This is a genomic window from Alkalibacterium sp. f15 (assembly GCF_049389645.1).
Classification (GTDB): domain Bacteria; phylum Bacillota; class Bacilli; order Lactobacillales; family Carnobacteriaceae_A; genus Alkalibacterium.
Genome location: NZ_CP186540.1, coordinates 1,626,312 through 1,644,934, shown reverse-complemented (window position 1 = coordinate 1,644,934; position 18,623 = coordinate 1,626,312). Strand labels below are relative to the sequence as shown.

The following is an 18,623-nucleotide window of genomic DNA, read 5'->3' as shown; positions in this document are numbered from 1 at the left end:
TGTTCTATCTATTGATTGGATCTAATTACCCTTTACGACCGCCACTGCCACCGCGTTTGTTTTCAGTATGACGTTTAAGGGAAGTTAAACGATCTTCACTATCTTTTAAAAATGAACTCATCAATGAATCGAAATCTTCTTTTTTCGCTACAGGACGCTTGTTAGAAGAACTTGGTCGCGGTCTGCTCGAGGTTTTCGGTTTGGAAGCTTCTACTGCAGGTTTGTCTGTAGCTTTACGGATAGATAATCCTATCTTTCCATCATCTGCTATAGTTAAGACTTTCACTGTAATTGTTTGACCTACTTCTAATTCTTCGTTGATATTCTCAACATAACTGTCCGACACTTCACTAATGTGCACTAAACCTGTTTTATTATTGCCTAAATCAATGAATGCACCAAAATTAGCAATACCCGTGACTTTTCCTTCTACTTTGCTTCCAATTTCAATTGACATATTTTCTATATATCCCCCTAAATAATTTGAATTAAGTATACCATGATAAAAAATGAGAATAAAGACTTATTGAAAAGATTGTGAATATATCTTGAATAATGTTCGTGTTCTTATTCCTTGTCTTCTTCGTTGTCCTTTTCTTCATTTTCAAAAAGCGCTGAACCTTCTTCTGTCACTTCTGTATGGTCCGGTTTCCTGTCATCAGGAAAACTGAAAACTATTTCCTTATCTTTTGTTAAGTAATACTCACTACGTGCTAGCTTGGCTACATATTCTTCATCTTCAAGTAATCCAATATAGTATTCCAGTTCTTCTTGACGCAGATCGAGAGATTCTAACTCTTCTTGAGCAACAACCTTCTGTTCTTCTAATTGCTGGAGTTTATAGTAATTTCTCGCTAAGCCACTTCCAAATAATAAGATCAGCAGTACGCCCGTTGCTATTATAAGCTGCATCCTTCTTTTCAACTTTCTTTTGTGCTTAAAATCTCTGATACTTTCAAGCGTTTTATGTTTTATGTATGGATTATCCATGCGCGTGACACTCGATTTTTTCTTATCCATATCATAACCCCCTAAATTAATTCTTTTCATTGAATCATATTTGTTTAAAGTATAGCAATAAACCTCTCTAATGAAAAGAATCAATGATCAATAAAAAAAATAGAATAGTCTCATCTGGCTCATTTTTTTCAGAATAAGCTGATGAGACACAATTCTATTGTTGTATTTGTCCTATAATTTTATTTATCCACCTTCATGCTTGTTGAAGGGTTTGTGTTACTCACTTGTCTGTTCGTGGGTTTCTTCTATAACAGTGTACAAGTCTTTGGCTTCATCTTTTTTTGTAGTATCTCTAATATCATCCACACTGAGTTTCAATGTTTTGTTGCCAAAATGAATGGTCAACTCATCGCCTATAGCCACTTTGCTTGATGATTTTGCAGTTTTACCATTAATTAGAATACGACCCTTATCCGCGATCTCTTTAGCGACTGACCGTCTTTTTATAATGCGTGCTATTTTCAAATATTTATCCAGTCTCATCTTTGCTCCTCTTTTCTTCAGCTTTTATTTTTTGCCACAACGCATCCACTTCTTCCGCTGTTGTCGCTTTTACTCCGTCAAAAACATGTGGATGCCGTCTTCTTATTTTACGGTTCACTGTTTCCAGAACGTCTTCAAATGTAAACAGGCCCTCTTTTTCCGCACTACTCGTCTGATACAAAAGCTGGACCAATACATCTCCCAATTCTTCCATCCAATTGTCACTGTCGTCATTTTCAATGGCAGCAATCAGTTCATCCGTTTCTTCTCTGATGTACCGTATCAGCGACTTAGGCGTTTGTTCGTTTATCCAAGCGTCCCCTTCATCAGCATCCGTGACTCTGTCGATATAACTTTGTAACGTTGAGAGCGACGTTACCTGTTCATCCAGTTCAAGTGGTGGCACATAGAGTGATCTCAAGTTGTACACGCCCGCAAAACGGTCTATTTCATATAAGGATAACCATTCAATGTTTTCATCTTTGCTACCAGCTGCATCGATCACAGCTACCTTGTGCTCATCCGGATACTTCTCCATCAAGGTCAATTTCACTTCTCCAGCCATCAGTGCATTGAAAACCTGCATGATAATAACGTGCTGGCCGGTGTTAAGGGTATCGTGATTCAAACCAAATGAATCAAGTAACTGAAACCCTTCTACCGGGTCGACCTGAACGGATTGAAAGAGATCATCTAAAAAACTCTTGCCTCCGATGATGTTGACTTTTGAATAATTTTTTAACAGGTCTTTCACGGTTTTTTCAGCGACCATCGGATGACCGGGCACAGCGTACACAACATCATTATCTTCAGCTAATTTGATCAACTGATCCACGATAGCCGTGTAAACTTTTTCAAAATCTTTATCATTTTCTTCATATAGATGATCGAAAGATTGGAAATTTGCCCCTTCTGTTATTAATTCTTTAACAGCCGGATGATCCTCCGTTCTTAAATAGACGATTTCTGCTTCTTTGATCAATTTTTCGATTTTTATCGGCATTTGATCTCTGTCTCCAGGTCCAAGACCCACCACGTTTATGCTATGCATCATTTCCTCCTCGTTCTCATTATTTTTTCATTTTTTTTAGTAAAGCTAAACTTTGCCATTCTTCTTTTGTTAGTATATCCAGTTTCAGTAAAGCAGCGATGATGATCGTCACACCCACAAAGACACCAATTAAGATGCTTACTAGTGCAGTCAGTCTGTTTGATGTGCCAAAAGCGGACTGACTCATATTCAATGTGCCATACACACCAAGTCCCATTATGCTTAACACTAAACTATATTTAAGTAAAAAGGAAGTGTCCAGTACCTCATCCCAAATTGCTTTATCCAGTTGCTTCGCCAGCAAAAAGAAAATGAGCATCAGTGACACTACCGTCACGAAACTTGACCCAACAATACCGACAGTCCGAACAGCGATTGTATTAAACGCTGCTTTAAAGACTAATCCAGACATGAGCGCTCCCCATCCAAAAAGCGACGATGATGTGCTGTGGATAATAGCGAACATCACATGTATCAATGACAGGATCAGAACACTTAAACTGTATACTTGGAGCGCCTGGGTTCCTGACTGGTCCTGAAACAGAGCTTGATTCAACCAAGGCATGACTGCAATCAAGCCCACGGAGGCTGCACCGGAAAGAAGAGCGGTCAATTTCAAGATCCTCACACTATTTCTGACCCACGCCTCTCTTTGTCCCGCTTTATGGTCGTTTCTCAGTAACGGCAAGGTGCTTGCTGCTACACTTACGCCTAATACCAATCCTACTTGGACAAAAGGCTGAGCACGGTCATAAACCCCTTTCATTATCATCGCCTGGGTAGAAGGATACCCACCATCAATAAGCCCATTATATACTGTAAAAGAATCGATCAATTGAAATACTAATAACAAGCTGCTCATAAAGGTCAACGCTAACCCTTCGGTTAAAAACCGTTTCCTTATTTCTGAATAAGCAGGCGTCCCCATTGGCAGCGTAGAAGGCCTGAGATGACTGCGTGACTTTATAAAAAAAAGACCGACGACACTCGTTCCCACTAATGCGCCTATCCAACTGCTTCGCATCGCCCAGGTTCCCATCTGGTAAACAGACAGATCCATTTTTGCAAATAATAAAGCGACAACAATAAGCAACGTCACGCGAACAAGTTGTTCAGCTACTTGAGAGAGCGCTGTTGGCTTCATGTTCATTAATCCCTGGAAATACCCTCTTCCCATGGATAAAAAAGGGATAAACAGGTAAATCACTGATGTTGCTCTGATTACGGGCGCGAGTTGTCCATCACCCATTAACTGAGCCACCTGAGAGGAGAGGAAGAACAGAAACAAAAAGGCACTGATGGAGAATAATGTCACCCATACTTGTGTCCGCTTTATCACCTCACCATGATGCTCTTCATTACTTTCAGAAATCAGCTTAGATATATACAAAGGAAAACCGTTTAATGCTAACACTGAGGCTATCCCATAAAAAGGGTACACTTGTTGATAGACATAAAAGCCTTCATTACCCGTCAAGTTTTGTAAGGGTATTTTGTACAGCGCACTGAGTAGTTTAGTTATGAAGGCGGCTCCTGATAAAAGAGCCGCTCCTTTTATGAATTTATTCGTTTGACTCATCATGTGTCCCCTGGCTCACTTGTTTTTTCTCGTTTTCCATTCGATAGGTCGCACAAATTTTCGAAAATTTCACGAGGGCCTCTAACCAGATATCATCATGCATCCGTTTGGGCAGTATAAATTCAATGGCTAATTTGCCTTCCGCTTGCATATCCGTTTTCATCGGAATATCTTTCAAAGCTCTAAACACTTCAGGTAACGGATATTTACTTGTACCTTCGCTTGAGAATGTCACTTTCACTATATTTTTATCGCGTTTAATGGTTTCAATCAGAGCTGTTTCACTATACATTTTCAATAAGCCCACCGATAACAAATCTGCAACTGCTTGAGGGTAATCGCCGAAACGATCAATCAATTCATCTAACAGTTCGACATATTCTTCTTCAGATGAGAATTGACGTATACGTTTATATAGCTCGATTTTTTGTCTTTCATCTTCTACATATGTGCTTGGCAGGTAAGCGTCGATCGACAGGTCCATTTCAACAATAGTTTTAACTTGCTTCTTGTCTCCGCGTTTTCTAGCCACTGCTTCAGATAACATTTGCGAGTACAGATCGAACCCGACACTGTCAATAAAGCCATGCTGCTGTTGACCCAACAGGTTTCCTGCACCGCGAATAGCTAAATCTCGCATAGCGATTTTGAAACCTGACCCGAGTTCTGTGAAGTCTTTGATTGCCTGCAGCCTTTTTTCGCTTACTTCTGTCAGTACTTTGTTCGGCTGGTGCATCAAGTAGGCATAGGCGATACGACTGCTTCGCCCGACGCGTCCTCGGAGTTGATATAATTGAGACAAGCCCATTCGATCAGCATCTTCTACAATCAATGTATTGACATTAGGTATGTCTACGCCCGTTTCGATAATAGTCGTGGTGACCAGCATATCAAATTCTCCTTGGATGAACTGATAAAGGACATTCTCCAATTGATTATCACTCATTTGACCATGCGCATAGGCAATTCGTGCTTCTGGAACAAGCTGCTGCAACTCATCAGCTCGCTGCTGTATTGTACTGACACGATTATGGAGATAAAAAACTTGTCCTCCACGCGCCATTTCTCGTTGAATCGATTCTTGAACGACTGCACCATTCATTTCCATCACATACGTCTGCACTGGATAACGGTTAGCCGGCGGTGTTTCAATGACTGATAAATCACGAACTCCCAGCATAGACATATGCAGAGTTCTTGGAATCGGTGTTGCCGTCAGCGTCAAGACATCGACTTCATTTTTCAATTGTTTGAGGCGTTCTTTATGTTTGACCCCAAACCGCTGTTCTTCGTCCACAATAAGCAAACCTAAATCTTGAAAGTCAATGTCTTTGGATAAGATCCGATGTGTACCGACGACAAGGTCTACTTGTCCTTTTCTAATACCGTCAACGGTTTCTTTTAACTGTTTACCCGTTCGAAAACGACTCAAAAGTCCAATTTCGACAGGGAAATCAACGAACCGCTCCAACATGGTTTCGTAATGCTGTTGTGCTAATACCGTTGTCGGCACTAGAAAGGCCACTTGTTTGCCATCTTGAATCGCTTTGAACGCAGCACGCATGGCTACTTCCGTTTTCCCGTAACCAACGTCACCGACAATTAAACGGTCCATCGGTTTCGGTTTCTCCATATCCCTTTTCACTTCATTGATGGAACGCATTTGGTCTGGCGTTTCTGTATAAGGAAAGGCTTCATCAAATTCATTCTGATAGCCATCATCTCTGGTATACGCATAACCTACTTTACTTTCTCGTACTGCATACAGTTCGATCAAATCATCCGCAATATCTTCTACTTGGGCAGCGACACGTTTTTTCGTTTTCGCCCATGAGGTGCCACCAAGTTTATTTAACTTTGGTGTTTTCCCTTCAGATGACACATATTTTTGAAGCAGGTTCAGTTGGGTGACAGGAATAAAGAGCTTCGATGTATCACTATAAACAATAGATAAATAATCTTGGTGAATCCCATCGATTTCCATTGTTTCCAGACCCGTAAACTGACCGATCCCGTGATTCACATGAACCACAAAGTCTCCTTTTTCCAGCTCCGAATAACTTTTAAGGCGTTCGGCATTTGTAATATTCTGACGTCTGGGTTTTTTCTTGGGAATACGGTTGAACAGTTCTTTTTCAGTAAGTACTGCAACTTTTTCCTCCGGCAACTCAAAACCGGTATGCACACTTGATGGCATGACTTGAGTGATATCTGTTCTGATTGTTCCGTCTAGTGAAAGCGTACTGGGTATTTCAAAATCCAGTAAGGTCTGGTGAACTTTTTCAGCACGTTCTTCACTTTCAGTCATGACTATGACAGTATAGTGTTGTTTTTTCCAACGTTCTATTTCTGTTTTGACTAACGGCATTTGACCAAAGAATTTTTGCATGGTTCGATACTGAAAAGGATGGATCGCATCCAATTTCAATCCCTGCATGCCTTTTTGAAACAATGCAAAATGTAATTGTGATTGAGAAGACTGTTTAAGCGACTCTCTAAATGAAAGAGAAAAAGATTGCTGATACAGGACATTACCATTTGCTAACTGACCGGTTATCCATTCTGCTTCTTCTTCGTCTAAACGCGCTTCGTTCTCTATGATCCGCGGGTATTCATCCATGACTATTACCGCTTCTTTTGAGGCATAATCTAAAACGGTCGCCTTATCTTTATAAAGCAAATCGGTATACCGGGCGAGCTCATCGATATACGTCTCTTCTCTTATCGCATCCATAACAGCTGTAATACTGTGTGTTAATCGTTCTCTAAGTTCTTCTTCTTTCATTTTTTTCAACGAACGAGATAAAGCTTTATCAAAACGTTTTAAAATTTCATCTTTTTCGTCGACAAGTAATAACGCATCAGATGCTGGAATAATAGTAACTTGTTTAACGTTGCGACTTGAGCGTTGTGTGTCAGCATCAAAATACCTCAAAGAATCGACTTCAACATCAAACAGTTCCATCCGAACTGGATTCTCCTCTGTCAAAGGATAGACATCGACTATTCCCCCTCGAATACTGTATTCCCCGGGTGCAGAAACTTTTTGTTCCCGATGGTAACCCATCTCCGTCAGTTTGAAAGTGATCTCATCCAGTTCAATTTCATCACCCAGAGAAATAGACAGTTCTGCCTGTTTGAACACGTTGGGATCGGGTAGGATCTTCCGAGCTCCGGCTAGTGGAATGACAACAATCCCCGGTTCTTCTTTAAGTAAAAAATCAAGAGCTTTAACACGATCTGCCCGTGCCTCCGGAGAAGCAACAGCCATTTCAGCATGAAGCATGTCGTCAACAGAAAACAGGAAGAGTTGTTCATCCGGAACAAGCCCAGTTAAATCCGCAATCATTTGGTTAGCGTAATATAGATTTTGTGTGACCACTACAATAGTTTTCTGTTTTTCCTCCAGTAACCCCTGCAGGAAAAGCGTTCGCGCTGATCCTGCTATACCAGTTAGTAACTGTCTGCTTTGATCAGTTAGTGTATCAAATACCTTTTGTATTGATGGTTTTTCGCTTAAAAATGTGTGTAGTTTAGACACGCTTATTAACTCCTTTTTGCTCAATTAAACTGAGTCATTGTATCCATATAAGTATGACCTTCCGCCCAATAAATCGAAGCGTCTGCTGCTTTCTTCACAGCCATTAACATGTTTTCGTGATCAGATTTATGAAAAGGACTGAGAACATGTGAAACAACGGATTGGTTTTCGAAAGGACGCCCCACTCCCATACGCACGCGATTGAAATTTTGCGTGCCTATATGATCAATAATGTCCTTGATACCGTTATGTCCCCCGGCACTTCCTTTTTGTCTTAAGCGTATTTTACCAGTCGGCAGATCCATATCGTCGTATATAACGACGATATCTTCTTCAGTTAGATCGTAGTAATCCAGCCATGGTCTCACTGAACGTCCTGAATCATTCATGTATGTCTGCGGTTTAATTAGAAGAACTTTTTCTGTGCCTATCATGCCTTCTGCGTAAACCGATTCAAATTTAGAGCGGTTGAACGCCCATCCTTTTTGATAAGCGATCTCATCTAACGTAATAAATCCAATATTATGTTTGGTTTTTGCATATTTACCACCGGGATTACCTAGTCCAAAAATTAACTTCATAACTGTCTCCTCATAATTGCATTGGGCTTTAATGAAAGATTCGAAAATCTTTCCATATTATCCCATTTATTTTGTATCATTTAAAATAGTCCTGAACATACAAAAAAGCTGAACGGCTACGTCCAGTCTTTTATATTATTCTATTATTATAGCATATCTTTTATTTCTAACCCACCTGTTCAGGTTCAGGTTTTTTTAATGAATTTATGCTGACACGACGGGCATGTGATTCGTATTTTTTTCCTACCACGAGGAACTCTGATTTTTCGTTTACAGTTTGGACATTTTGTGATTTTAAATGCTTTCCTTTGTATCCATCGATTTCTTGTTTTTCTATAACTTGAAAAGAGAGACTGTTTCACTCTGATATACTGCTGCAACTCTTTGCGTCGATTACCTTTTTCTGTCGAAACTATGCGCAATCCACCATAAGCGATAGCAGCCATTCCAACAGCGGTCAGGATGATTCCTTCCGAAAAGTTACTGAAAATCCCTAACACCAGTCCAAACAGGATCAAAGCTTTTGAAAATTCATCATAGCCATAACGGCCCTTCATGTAAAATAATATCTTACTGATCCATTGCATACCATTCATTCCTTTTTTTCTCTATCTTTTCTCTATCTTTGATAGTTTATATCTTTTACATAAGTTAGTATACAGGATAAGTTTTAAGAAACAATGAAGAATAACAAAAAAAGCCAAAGAAATCTATAAGAGCATCCTTTGGCTTGAATTTATTAAATTATTCTCCTTGAGATGCTGAAACGATAACGTTCTCGTGTCTTACTAATTCTTCAACATCAGCTTCGTCGCCGACTTCCCATAAATCTTCATCAGAAACACCGACTTGAAACTCTTGATCAGCATCAGTAGCACTGACTGTATAGGTGAAGGCTCCTTCTTCAACTGCAGGTTTATCAATGACTGCTCCATCTTGCAAGATAAACGCGAAAATTTCAGTTTCTTCTTCAGCAGATGCAGCTGAACCATTAATTATTGCTTCGCCACCTTCAGGAGTAAAGACATAGCCGTCTTGAGACCATGTACCACCGGATACGGTTAATTCAACAGGTGATGTGTAACCTAAATCACCCTCTATGTCATCAATGATGTCATGCGCGCTTTCACCATTTTCTTCATCTGACTCTTCTGTTTCTTCATCTGTTGTTTCTTCTGTTTCTTCAACTTCAGTTTCTTCAGCTTCGTCAGTGCCTTCGGTACCCTCTTCCATTTCTGGATCAGATACCGGCTCTTCGTCCGTATCGCAGGCTGCTAAGGCGAGCGTTGAGACAGCTAATAAACTTACTAATTTCTTGTAATTCATTTTTCCATTCCTCCTATGTTCTTGTGTTTGTTTCATTAAAATTATGCCATTAATTAAACATCCTTTTATTAGAAACTATCATACCATAATAATAAAATCAGCACAATTAATTATATGTGGTTAAATAATATAGCAAACGTTATTTATTTTTCCCGCGTTAAACCGACCCTCTAGCTTGACTATCGTCGCCTTGGCTTATATTATAAATACTCTATGCTATTTTTTTCGAGTAAGAAATTCAGCGTTTTCAGACAAGTTATCACCTATACCAATACATTCAATCGAGAACGATTAAATGTATTGACTTTATGAACAAATACCCTTATTATAGTGATGCTTGTCAACAATACCCGTCATTTAGTTATGACATGGGGTATATACCAATTTTTAAACTTAAAAAGCTCTCTGGAAGGTGGAAAAATCAATGTGTGGAATTGTAGGATATATCGGAAAAAAAGATGCTAAAGATATTTTATTACACGGATTAGACAAATTAGAATACCGCGGTTATGACTCGGCAGGTATTTATCTATTAAACAAGGCTCATGATGGTCATTTGTTTAAGGAAAAAGGCAGAATCGCCGCTTTACGAGCAAAGGTAGATGCTACTGTTGAAGCAACTGCCGGTATCGGTCATACACGCTGGGCTACTCATGGTGTCCCAAGTGTACGTAACGCGCATCCTCATCAATCTACAAGCGAACGCTTCGCAATCGTGCACAATGGCGTGATCTCCAACTATCAAGAAGTTAAGGATGCTTACTTAGATGGCGTTGAATTAAAAAGTGATACAGATACGGAAATTATTGTTCAACTCATTTCCTGGTTTGTAGAAACCGAAGATCTTAAGCCCCTTGATGCATTTAAAAAAGCGATCGTTACATTAGAAGGCTCTTACGCGATTGCTTTGATGGACAGCGAAAATCCTGACGTCATATATGCCGCTAAAAATAAAAGTCCTCTTTTATTAGGCAAAGGCGAAGGTTTCAATGTGATTTGTAGTGATGCCATGGCGATGATCAAAGAAACCGATCAATTTGTCGAGTTAATGGATAAAGAAATTGCTACTGTAACCCGTGAAGCCTTGATCATCGAAGATTTTGCTGGAGATATTATCGAGCGTGATTCTTATACAGCTGAAATCGACTCTGACGATTTGGAAAAAGGAACATATCCATATTACATGTTGAAAGAAATCGATGAACAACCTGCTGTTATGCGTCGCATTTTACAAAGATATCAGGACGAAGAAGGTCATTTATCTATCGATCAGGCTATTGTAGATAAGATGCTGAACTCTGATCGTGTATACATTATTGCTGCAGGAACAAGCTATCATGCCGGTTTAGTAGGCAAGAAACTAATTGAAGCCATGACACATATACCTACTGAAGTTCATGTGTCGAGTGAGTTTGGTTATGATACACCAATCTTATCTGAAAAACCATTCTTCATATTTATTTCTCAAAGTGGTGAAACAGCGGACAGTCGTCAGGTGCTTGTTAAAACAAACTTGCTTGGCCATCCGTCTTTAACCGTAACAAATGTCTCTGGTTCTACATTATCTCGTGAATCGACCTTTACTTTACTTTTAAATGCCGGACCCGAAATTGCGGTTGCTTCGACTAAAGCTTACACTGCACAGATTGCTGTGCTGGCTATTCTAAGTGAAATCGTCGGTCTTGAAAAAGGCATGATCCAAAAAGGTACTATGTTACACGATATTGGTATCGTTGCTAATGCCATGCAGGCGATCGTTGATGATAAAGAAACGATTGAAGAACTTGCTTCTGAATTCTTGAGCATTTCACGTAACGCCTTTTATATCGGACGCGGGATGGATTATCATGTCGCTTTAGAGGCAGCACTCAAATTGAAAGAGATATCTTACATTCAAACTGAAGGCTTCGCTGCTGGAGAATTAAAACACGGTACCATTGCTTTGATTGAAGAAGGTACACCTGTACTAGCAATCGTCACAGAAAAAGCCGTTGCTGGACATACACGAGGTAACTTGCAGGAAACGAAAGCTCGTGGTGCTCACACCCTGGTTATTTCCATGGATGGTCTGAACCGTGCAGACGATCAAATCGTTATTCCGCAAGTAAATCCACTCCTATCAGCATTAGTGAGTGTTATACCGACACAATTGCTTTCTTACTATAGCAGTTTACATCGTGGTAACGACGTGGATAAACCCCGCAACTTAGCAAAATCGGTAACTGTTGAATAAATTAATGTTTAAAGGCTGCGTACTCATGAGTACGCAGCCTTTTTTGTCTCGAGTCAACCTTTACGTAGTCAAGTTGACTCGAGACGCTTATATAATGAACCATCATAACTGCTTGTTTTTAAAAAGTTGAGCATAAGAAAAGGCACACTCCCCATCGAGTGTGCCTTTTCTTATGTTCATGTTAATTATTTTTCCAATCGGTGTATACGCGGTCCATCATGGACGACACGCGTTCCCCAATTTCTTTATAAGCTTTTGTTTCCAGATTCGCTAGCGAAACGCGCACTGTCCATTTGCTAGATCCAAATGCTTCTGCTTTAAGCAGCATCAGCCGTTCTTCTTCTGCTAATTTTGTCACGATATCAGTCATCGTCCAGGTTTCTTCCACAAATGATTTAAACGCTAAGCTGTAACGTTTTTCCATCCACCAGTCAAAGTCGATTTCACAGTAATACGCTGTGTTCAGACTTTTATAAGGTATGGACATCTCTAGTGAATCATAAAGAAGCTTACCTCTAGTCTGACATATTTCCATAACTTCTTTTTTATATTCATCTTCCGTGTCCAGGAGTGCATATAAACTAAATAAAGTCATCATGACTTGTTGTGGTGCCGACAAGCCTGCTGCGTGATTTAAAGCTACCGAACGACTGTCAGCCACTAACCGGTCTATAAATGGAATATCGCGCGGGCTAGATGTCAATGTCCCGTATCGCTCATCCAGTGCTTCCTTCTTTGCTTCAGGCAATTCCCGAAGTCGTTTGTCAAAGATGTTTTCTTTAGCCAACGCGATGGTTCCTATACGCCATCCAGTTGCGCCGAAGTATTTAGAGTAAGAATAAATACAGGCTGTGTTATAAGGGATCGCTGTGAACAACGATGTGAATTCCTTTAAAAAAGTCCCATAAACATCATCTGACAAAATCATTAAATCAGGATTGTCATTTTTCACGATATCTTTCAGTTGCTCGATCGAGTCTCCATAAATCGCATTGGCTGTCGGATTGCTCGGGTTGACAACAAAGACGGCTTTGATTTCTTGATTTCTCAGACGATCCAGTTCGGATACTGGAAACTGGTAACTTCTCTGACCGTCTATCTCCATTAATTCAGCACGGATATATTCAACGTCAAATCCATATTCAGGTAATTCCGGTATTTCCATATAGGGCGCAAAGGTTGGAACCATCAACGCTATCTTGTCACGTTGTTCCAGCAAATGATTGTAGACAAGTGATTTGAAGGTGTAAACGATCCCGGCCGTCCCACCTTCAACGGCAAAAATATCAAACGGAACGGTATTCGAATCAAAAAGTTCATGGTGTAAATATTGTTTGATCGGCTGTTCGCAGGCTGTGAGCACACGCTCAGGATAAGGATAGTTATCCCCGATACTGTAATCCAGCATTTGCTTTAACCATGTTTCTTTCGACATGCCTAATAAGTGTGACCCATTGTACCAAATATCTTGTAAAAGTTGCGCCCCAGGTGAATCTTTCTCGTTAATAAACTCTTCAAAGCGTTCAGTTTGGCCTGCTTTTGCTTTAATCATCGTACCAATTGATTCTTTTTCTTTACGCATGGTTTCTGTTGTAGCAAATTCGCCTAAAAGAAAATACGCTGCTCTTGGAATAGGTGCTGTCCAATTTGGATTTCCTCTCCCGGCGTTTAACCACTCTTTGTTCGTTTCTTGATGGACCATTCTGCTTTCAAGGTATAAATTCAATTCAAACGGGCTCAAACTTTCTAAGTTTTGTTTCAAGGTTCCACTCCTATATTTTTTTGTGTTTACTGTAATTTCAATTATTGTGTTTTTTGTTTATCGTTAGTGAGTATAACAAAATACCCTGTCAAATCAAAGGTCACCGGCTGGTACTTAGTAGAGTTTTAGTTTAACCTCATTTGTTTATCATATAATTTCAAAAATAAAAGAAGGCTTTCTCAACGAAAGCCTTCTTTTATTTTTTTGATAACACCTTATATTGCCTTTGTTTTATTCGTATTTTCTAAACCAGGCCGTTATTTCCTTCATTCGATCTAGTCGCAAGTGAGGAAGTCCTGCCCGAGATAATCCGTGGCTCGATTTCGGATAGAGAACCATCCTGGTATCGACTCCTTGTTTTTTCATCGCAATGTACATTTGTTCACCCTGCTCTTGCGGACAACGCATATCTTCTTCACCATGTATCACCAGAAGTGGTGTCTTGGCGTTATGTGCGTAGGCTAACGGAGACATCGACCATAAATCCTGAGCCTCCCGGATGTCTTTGCCAAGCTGGAATTCGACAAAGAAAGCTCCGACGTCACTCGTTCCATAGAAACTGATCCAATTGGAGATAGAGCGCTGGGTCACTCCGGCTTTAAAGCGGTCGGTATGTCCGACGATCCAGTTCGTCATGAACCCGCCGTAACTTCCGCCAGCAACAAACACACGGTCTTTATCGATTTCCGGATGCTTCAGGAGGACGTGATCTGTTCCTAAAATCAGGTCTTCGTAATCCTTGTTACCATAACCGCCTATAATCGAAGCAACGAATGCTTGACCGTAACCATTTCCTCCACGAGGATTCAACAGGATGACGCCATATCCTTCACTTGCCAGCTGCTGCATCTCATGGAAGAAGGTTTCCCCGTAACAGACTTGCGGCCCACCGTGAATATATAAAATAGCTGGATGATTTTTCTTGTTTTTCGTTGGTGCCACGTACCAGCCTTCAATATCCCACTCATCTGCCCCTTTGTACCAGAAATGTTCAATGTCAGCATATTCGTGGTCACTTGAGAACGCCTCGTTCGGATCATACAGAACATCCCGTTCTCCATTATTTAAATCTAAAGTAGCCAGGACACTGGGCGTATTTAAATCTGAATAAGTGATCACGCATTCTTCATCTTCAATCAATGCTCCATCAGTTATATGAATACGTTCGTCTAAAAGCAATTCGCTGTTACCTTCAAGGTCTCCTTTGTAGAGTTGAAGCTTGCCTTCTTCAGTCACCGGGTAAATATATGAGTCCTTTGTTAACCAAATAATCGGAAAACCATTAGTGTTTTGCTGGAAGTCACCGATGATGACGTCCCCAACCTGTTTATCCTCTTTTGAGAGTGACTTGAATGTCCCTTCGCTGCGGTTCCATCCGTACACTTCGTTAAGTGTCACAAACGCATGAGAAAAATCATTGCCTGTAAACAAGAAAAATTCTTCCGTCTCATTTACTGCTTCGAAAGAAAAGCTACCTTTTGGAATATCTTTCGTAACCAATTGTGCATCTTTTGTTGCTATATCGTATTCAAATACACTGGCACCGTATACCCATTCATCATCAGGATTCAGTTTGTCTACATAAAGCAGAAAACTTTCATCTTTTGATACATACTGAAGACTAAATGGACGGTCTTTTTCCAGTATGACTGATGCTTTTTTTGTCGATCTATCTATTTTTTTTATCTGATACATTTTTTCAACATCTGTAATACCCTGTCCATCCATTTTATATTGCAGCTTGGTGATTTTTTTAGATTTGATTTTTTTAGTATCTTCACTGTTTTTTTCTGTATTATCATTCTCTTTTTCTGCTTCAGGTTTCACAGAGGTTTGATAGTATAATGAAGCGCCATTACTCGTCCATTCATAATTACTGACACCCTCTTTTTCTTCAGTTAAAGCTGTGGCCCCACCACCACTCAAAGGCATAATGTATAGTTGCGTTTTTTTATCCTTTGAAGCTGATAAAAAGCTTAACCATTTTTTATTTGGACTTATGTCAAGCTGAGAAGGATTCAGCTCTTCACTGATCCATTCAACTCGTTCGCGCGTCTTTTTATGTATACTCCAAGCTGAAGTCAAATATTTATTTTTTTCTTTATCCGTTCGTGTTTCCAAATAAAATAAACGGTCGCCACTAGCTAAAGGTTGCGATAAATTTTTCAAATCAAATAAACTTTCACTTGTTATCGGTTTCAAATTAACATCCCCTATTATTGATTAATATTGCGTTAAAAAACTATCACCATTTTCTCATTTATAGTGGTTCTCGTCAATAAACAATCCCTTAGTAAGTGTCTATTCTAAGGAGTTTCTGAAAAGAAAACGAGTATTTTTATGTTATACTTATATGAGATTTAGTTGAAAGGAATGGTAAACATGGAATTGAACAGTAAACAGCAAAAAATCATATTAATTGGTGATGGTGCAGTTGGTTCGAGTTATGCTTTCGCGTTGATCAATCAGAATATCGGGCAGGAGCTAGGCATTATTGACATCAACAAAGAAAAAGCTGAAGGAGATGTCATGGACTTAAACAGCGCTTTAGCTTTTACAGCACCCAAAAAAATCTATGTTGCTGACTATGAAGATTGTCATGATGCCGATTTGGTTGTTTACACAGCAGGCGCTGCCCAAAAACCAGGTGAAACTCGCCTGGACTTGACTGAAAAAAATCTGCGTATCACTAAATCAGTGGTTGAGAATGTAATGAAAAGCGGTTTTGACGGCATCTTTTTAGTCGCTACAAACCCGGTAGATATTTTGACCTATGCTGTCTATAAACTGTCTGGTCTTCCTTCACACAAGGTTATCGGAACAGGTACAACACTTGACAGCGCGCGTTTCCGTCATGCCATAGCTAACCTTTTAGATGTCGATGTACGTAATGTTCACGGCTATATCATTGGTGAGCACGGAGATACTGAGTTTCCGGTTTGGTCGCATGCGAACGTTGCCGGCTTAGAAATCAATGAGTGGTTAAGTAATAACCCTGATACAGATGAGCAGGCACTTGTGGAAATATTCTTCTCTGTTCGTGATGCCGCTTATGAAATAATCAAGCGTAAAGGTGCCACCTTTTATGGTATTGGTGCTTCACTTGCACGTATTACACGCGCAATTTTAAATAATGAGCACGCCGTATTGCCACTCTCCGTATATTTGGAAGGTGAATATGGTCAGAATGATATCTATATAGGTTCTCCAGCAATTATAACTAGTTCAGGTATCAAAAAAATAGTTGAAATTCCATTAAACGATTCTGAGAAAGAAAAAATGACTCATTCTGCGAACACCATTCGCAATCACTTAAAAGAAGTACTGGAAAAAAATCCTGATATAGGAATTACCATAGACTAAAAACGATCGGTTGGATCAAAACATATTAAATAACTAAAAAAGCAGCAGACATGAGAGTTGATCTCGATGTCTGCTGCTTTTTTAGTCCCTTACTTACATGGGGATGATAACGTCATCTTCTTCATAAATCTCTTCACCTTCAGGCGATTCAGTACGGATTTCGATAATCAATTTATGTGGTAATACGACTGCCGTTTCGCCAGGTTTACTGATCCAACCTCTTCTAACGCCTAACTGATCCGGACTATTATCTTCTTTGTTCCTGATGCGTATCCCATCCACTTCGATGATATTATACTGTCCTTCAGCAGGTTCTAAAGTAAATTCTTCATTCGGCGTATCTTCGTTTAATTCCACCTGGTAAACTTCTTCGCCAGAAATTTTAACAGTGGCTATAATTCGGGCATCGACATCCACTTGACTAAGCTGCATGCCGTATACAACATGGGGAATGAACGAACCGAGAAGAAGGATAACAATAATCACAACATCCAAAGGCTTCATATTCCTTAAATGATATTTCGTTTTCTTGAGCATCCTTCTTCTCTCCTTTCACGAATAAAAGACGCCTTCGTTCACAGACACATTCATTTGTATTCTAGTGAGTACTGAATGCGTCGCGATTGAGGGCGTCTCTTATCTCTTATTCGTCGTCTTTGATGTAGCCTTTAAATTGTTTTTCAAATAATGGTGATACAGAGCGGTTCTCATGAATGCGTTTAATGGCATGTCCCATTAATTCACCGACACTGACCTGGATGATCTTATCGATCATTTTTTCTTCCGGTAACATGATCGAATCTGTCACGATCATTTTCTTGATCGGTGAAGCTTCTATCCTTTCAATTGCCGGACCAGAAAAGACCGGGTGTGTCCCACATGCGTATACTTCTTTTGCACCTTTTTCCACCAAAGCATCGGCAGCTAAAGTGATCGTTCCAGCCGTATCGATCAAGTCATCGATCAAGACAGCTGTTTTGCCTTCTACATTACCCACAATATTCATCACTTGCGAAACATTCGCTTTCGGACGTCGTTTATCAATAATTGCAATTGGAGATTTCAGGAATTCAGCCAATTTACGGGCACGTGTCACTCCACCATGGTCTGGGGAAACAACAACCGTGTCTTCGCCACCTAAGCCTTTATCAAGGAACCAGTTTGCAAGTAATGAAGCACCCAATAAATGATCAACTGGAATGTCGAAGAACCCTTGAATCTGAGAGGCGTGTAAATCTAATGTCAGCATACGATCTGCACCGGCCATAGTAATCATGTTGGCTACTAATTTTGCTGTGATCGGCTCTCTTGAACGCGCTTTTCTGTCTTGTCTTGCATAACCATAGTACGGCATGACAATGTTGATTGTTTTCGCGCTCGCACGTTTTAACGCATCGATCATGATCAAGACTTCCATCAAATTATCATTAGTTGGCGCTGATGTTGATTGAACAACATACACATGGTCTCCTCGAATACTTTCTTCGATATTGATGCGGATTTCGCCATCGCTAAACTTCGTTACAGAAACATCCCCAAGTTCTATACCTATATCTGCTGCAATCTTTTCAGCAAGAGGTATATTAGAACTCAACGCAAAAATCTTCAATTTTGGATCAGAATATTGTTCGGACATGTGGGCCTCCATTATTTTTATTCTTATCGTTTATATATTATCAGTTTA

Annotated in this window: 15 protein-coding genes; 2 read left to right on the top strand and 13 right to left on the bottom strand. The window is 39.9% G+C overall.

Translation table 11 applies throughout. The features are described from left to right. Positions 1–25 precede the first annotated feature (25 nt). The 9 genes from ACO1PF_RS08075 to ACO1PF_RS08035 form a co-directional block, all read right to left on the bottom strand. Positions 26–457: a S1 domain-containing RNA-binding protein gene (locus ACO1PF_RS08075; protein ID WP_423188558.1), complete on the bottom strand. Its 432-nt coding sequence runs from the start codon at positions 455–457 to the stop codon at positions 26–28. Between the two features lie 110 nt (positions 458–567). After that, a complete protein-coding gene (locus tag ACO1PF_RS08070) occupies positions 568–1,020 on the bottom strand; it encodes an FtsB family cell division protein (RefSeq protein ID WP_423188557.1) in 453 nt (150 codons plus the stop codon). 216 nt (positions 1,021–1,236) lie between these two features. Then, the gene (locus ACO1PF_RS08065; protein ID WP_423188556.1) at positions 1,237–1,503 is read right to left on the bottom strand and encodes an RNA-binding S4 domain-containing protein; all 267 of its coding nucleotides are present in this window, start codon (positions 1,501–1,503) and stop codon (positions 1,237–1,239) included. After that, on the bottom strand, positions 1,490–2,554 hold the full coding sequence (locus tag ACO1PF_RS08060; protein WP_423188555.1) for a MazG nucleotide pyrophosphohydrolase domain-containing protein: 1,065 nt from the start codon (positions 2,552–2,554) through the stop codon (positions 1,490–1,492). Before ACO1PF_RS08060 ends, ACO1PF_RS08065 begins: the two co-directional genes overlap by 14 nt. A 19-nt stretch (positions 2,555–2,573) precedes the next feature. Beyond that, positions 2,574–4,133, bottom strand: coding sequence for a putative polysaccharide biosynthesis protein (locus tag ACO1PF_RS08055; protein WP_423188554.1), 1,560 nt, complete (start codon positions 4,131–4,133; stop codon positions 2,574–2,576). Further along, entirely contained in the window at positions 4,117–7,674 is a 3,558-nt protein-coding gene (mfd, locus tag ACO1PF_RS08050) for a transcription-repair coupling factor (RefSeq protein ID WP_423188553.1), read from the bottom strand. The genes ACO1PF_RS08055 and mfd overlap by 17 nt, the downstream gene beginning before the upstream one ends. Before the next feature lie 20 nt (positions 7,675–7,694). Next, complete coding sequence (pth, locus tag ACO1PF_RS08045; RefSeq protein WP_423188552.1) at positions 7,695–8,255, bottom strand: aminoacyl-tRNA hydrolase; 561 nt, start codon at positions 8,253–8,255, stop codon at positions 7,695–7,697. Positions 8,256–8,440: 185 nt separating this feature from the next. Then, a complete protein-coding gene (locus tag ACO1PF_RS08040; RefSeq protein ID WP_423188551.1) occupies positions 8,441–8,851 on the bottom strand; it encodes a hypothetical protein in 411 nt (136 codons plus the stop codon). A gap of 148 nt (positions 8,852–8,999) precedes the next feature. Further along, a complete protein-coding gene (locus ACO1PF_RS08035) occupies positions 9,000–9,581 on the bottom strand; it encodes a hypothetical protein (RefSeq protein ID WP_423188550.1) in 582 nt (193 codons plus the stop codon). A gap of 424 nt (positions 9,582–10,005) precedes the next feature. Here ACO1PF_RS08035 and glmS point away from each other — a divergent pair, with 424 nt between their 5' ends. Next, positions 10,006–11,814 carry a glutamine--fructose-6-phosphate transaminase (isomerizing) gene (gene glmS, locus ACO1PF_RS08030; RefSeq protein WP_423188549.1) on the top strand — a complete coding sequence of 603 codons (1,809 nt, stop codon included), beginning with the start codon at positions 10,006–10,008 and terminating at the stop codon, positions 11,812–11,814. 181 nt (positions 11,815–11,995) lie between these two features. Here glmS and aspD read toward each other — a convergent pair whose 3' ends face one another. Both aspD and ACO1PF_RS08020 read right to left on the bottom strand, forming a co-directional pair. Then, positions 11,996–13,576 carry an aspartate 4-decarboxylase gene (aspD, locus tag ACO1PF_RS08025; protein WP_423188548.1) on the bottom strand — a complete coding sequence of 527 codons (1,581 nt, stop codon included), beginning with the start codon at positions 13,574–13,576 and terminating at the stop codon, positions 11,996–11,998. 231 nt (positions 13,577–13,807) lie between these two features. Then, the gene (locus ACO1PF_RS08020) at positions 13,808–15,778 is read right to left on the bottom strand and encodes a prolyl oligopeptidase family serine peptidase (protein WP_423188547.1); all 1,971 of its coding nucleotides are present in this window, start codon (positions 15,776–15,778) and stop codon (positions 13,808–13,810) included. 180 nt (positions 15,779–15,958) lie between these two features. On the opposite strand from ACO1PF_RS08020, the gene ACO1PF_RS08015 reads away from it, so the two are divergent. After that, a complete protein-coding gene (locus ACO1PF_RS08015; protein ID WP_423188546.1) occupies positions 15,959–16,939 on the top strand; it encodes an L-lactate dehydrogenase in 981 nt (326 codons plus the stop codon). Positions 16,940–17,032: 93 nt separating this feature from the next. On the opposite strand, the gene ACO1PF_RS08010 is transcribed toward ACO1PF_RS08015, so the two are convergent. Together ACO1PF_RS08010 and ACO1PF_RS08005 are read right to left on the bottom strand one after the other, a co-directional pair. Continuing rightward, positions 17,033–17,476 carry a NusG domain II-containing protein gene (locus ACO1PF_RS08010; protein WP_423188545.1) on the bottom strand — a complete coding sequence of 148 codons (444 nt, stop codon included), beginning with the start codon at positions 17,474–17,476 and terminating at the stop codon, positions 17,033–17,035. Positions 17,477–17,582: 106 nt separating this feature from the next. Continuing rightward, positions 17,583–18,575 carry a ribose-phosphate diphosphokinase gene (locus ACO1PF_RS08005; protein WP_071847682.1) on the bottom strand — a complete coding sequence of 331 codons (993 nt, stop codon included), beginning with the start codon at positions 18,573–18,575 and terminating at the stop codon, positions 17,583–17,585. Between the last annotated feature and the right edge of the window lie 48 nt (positions 18,576–18,623).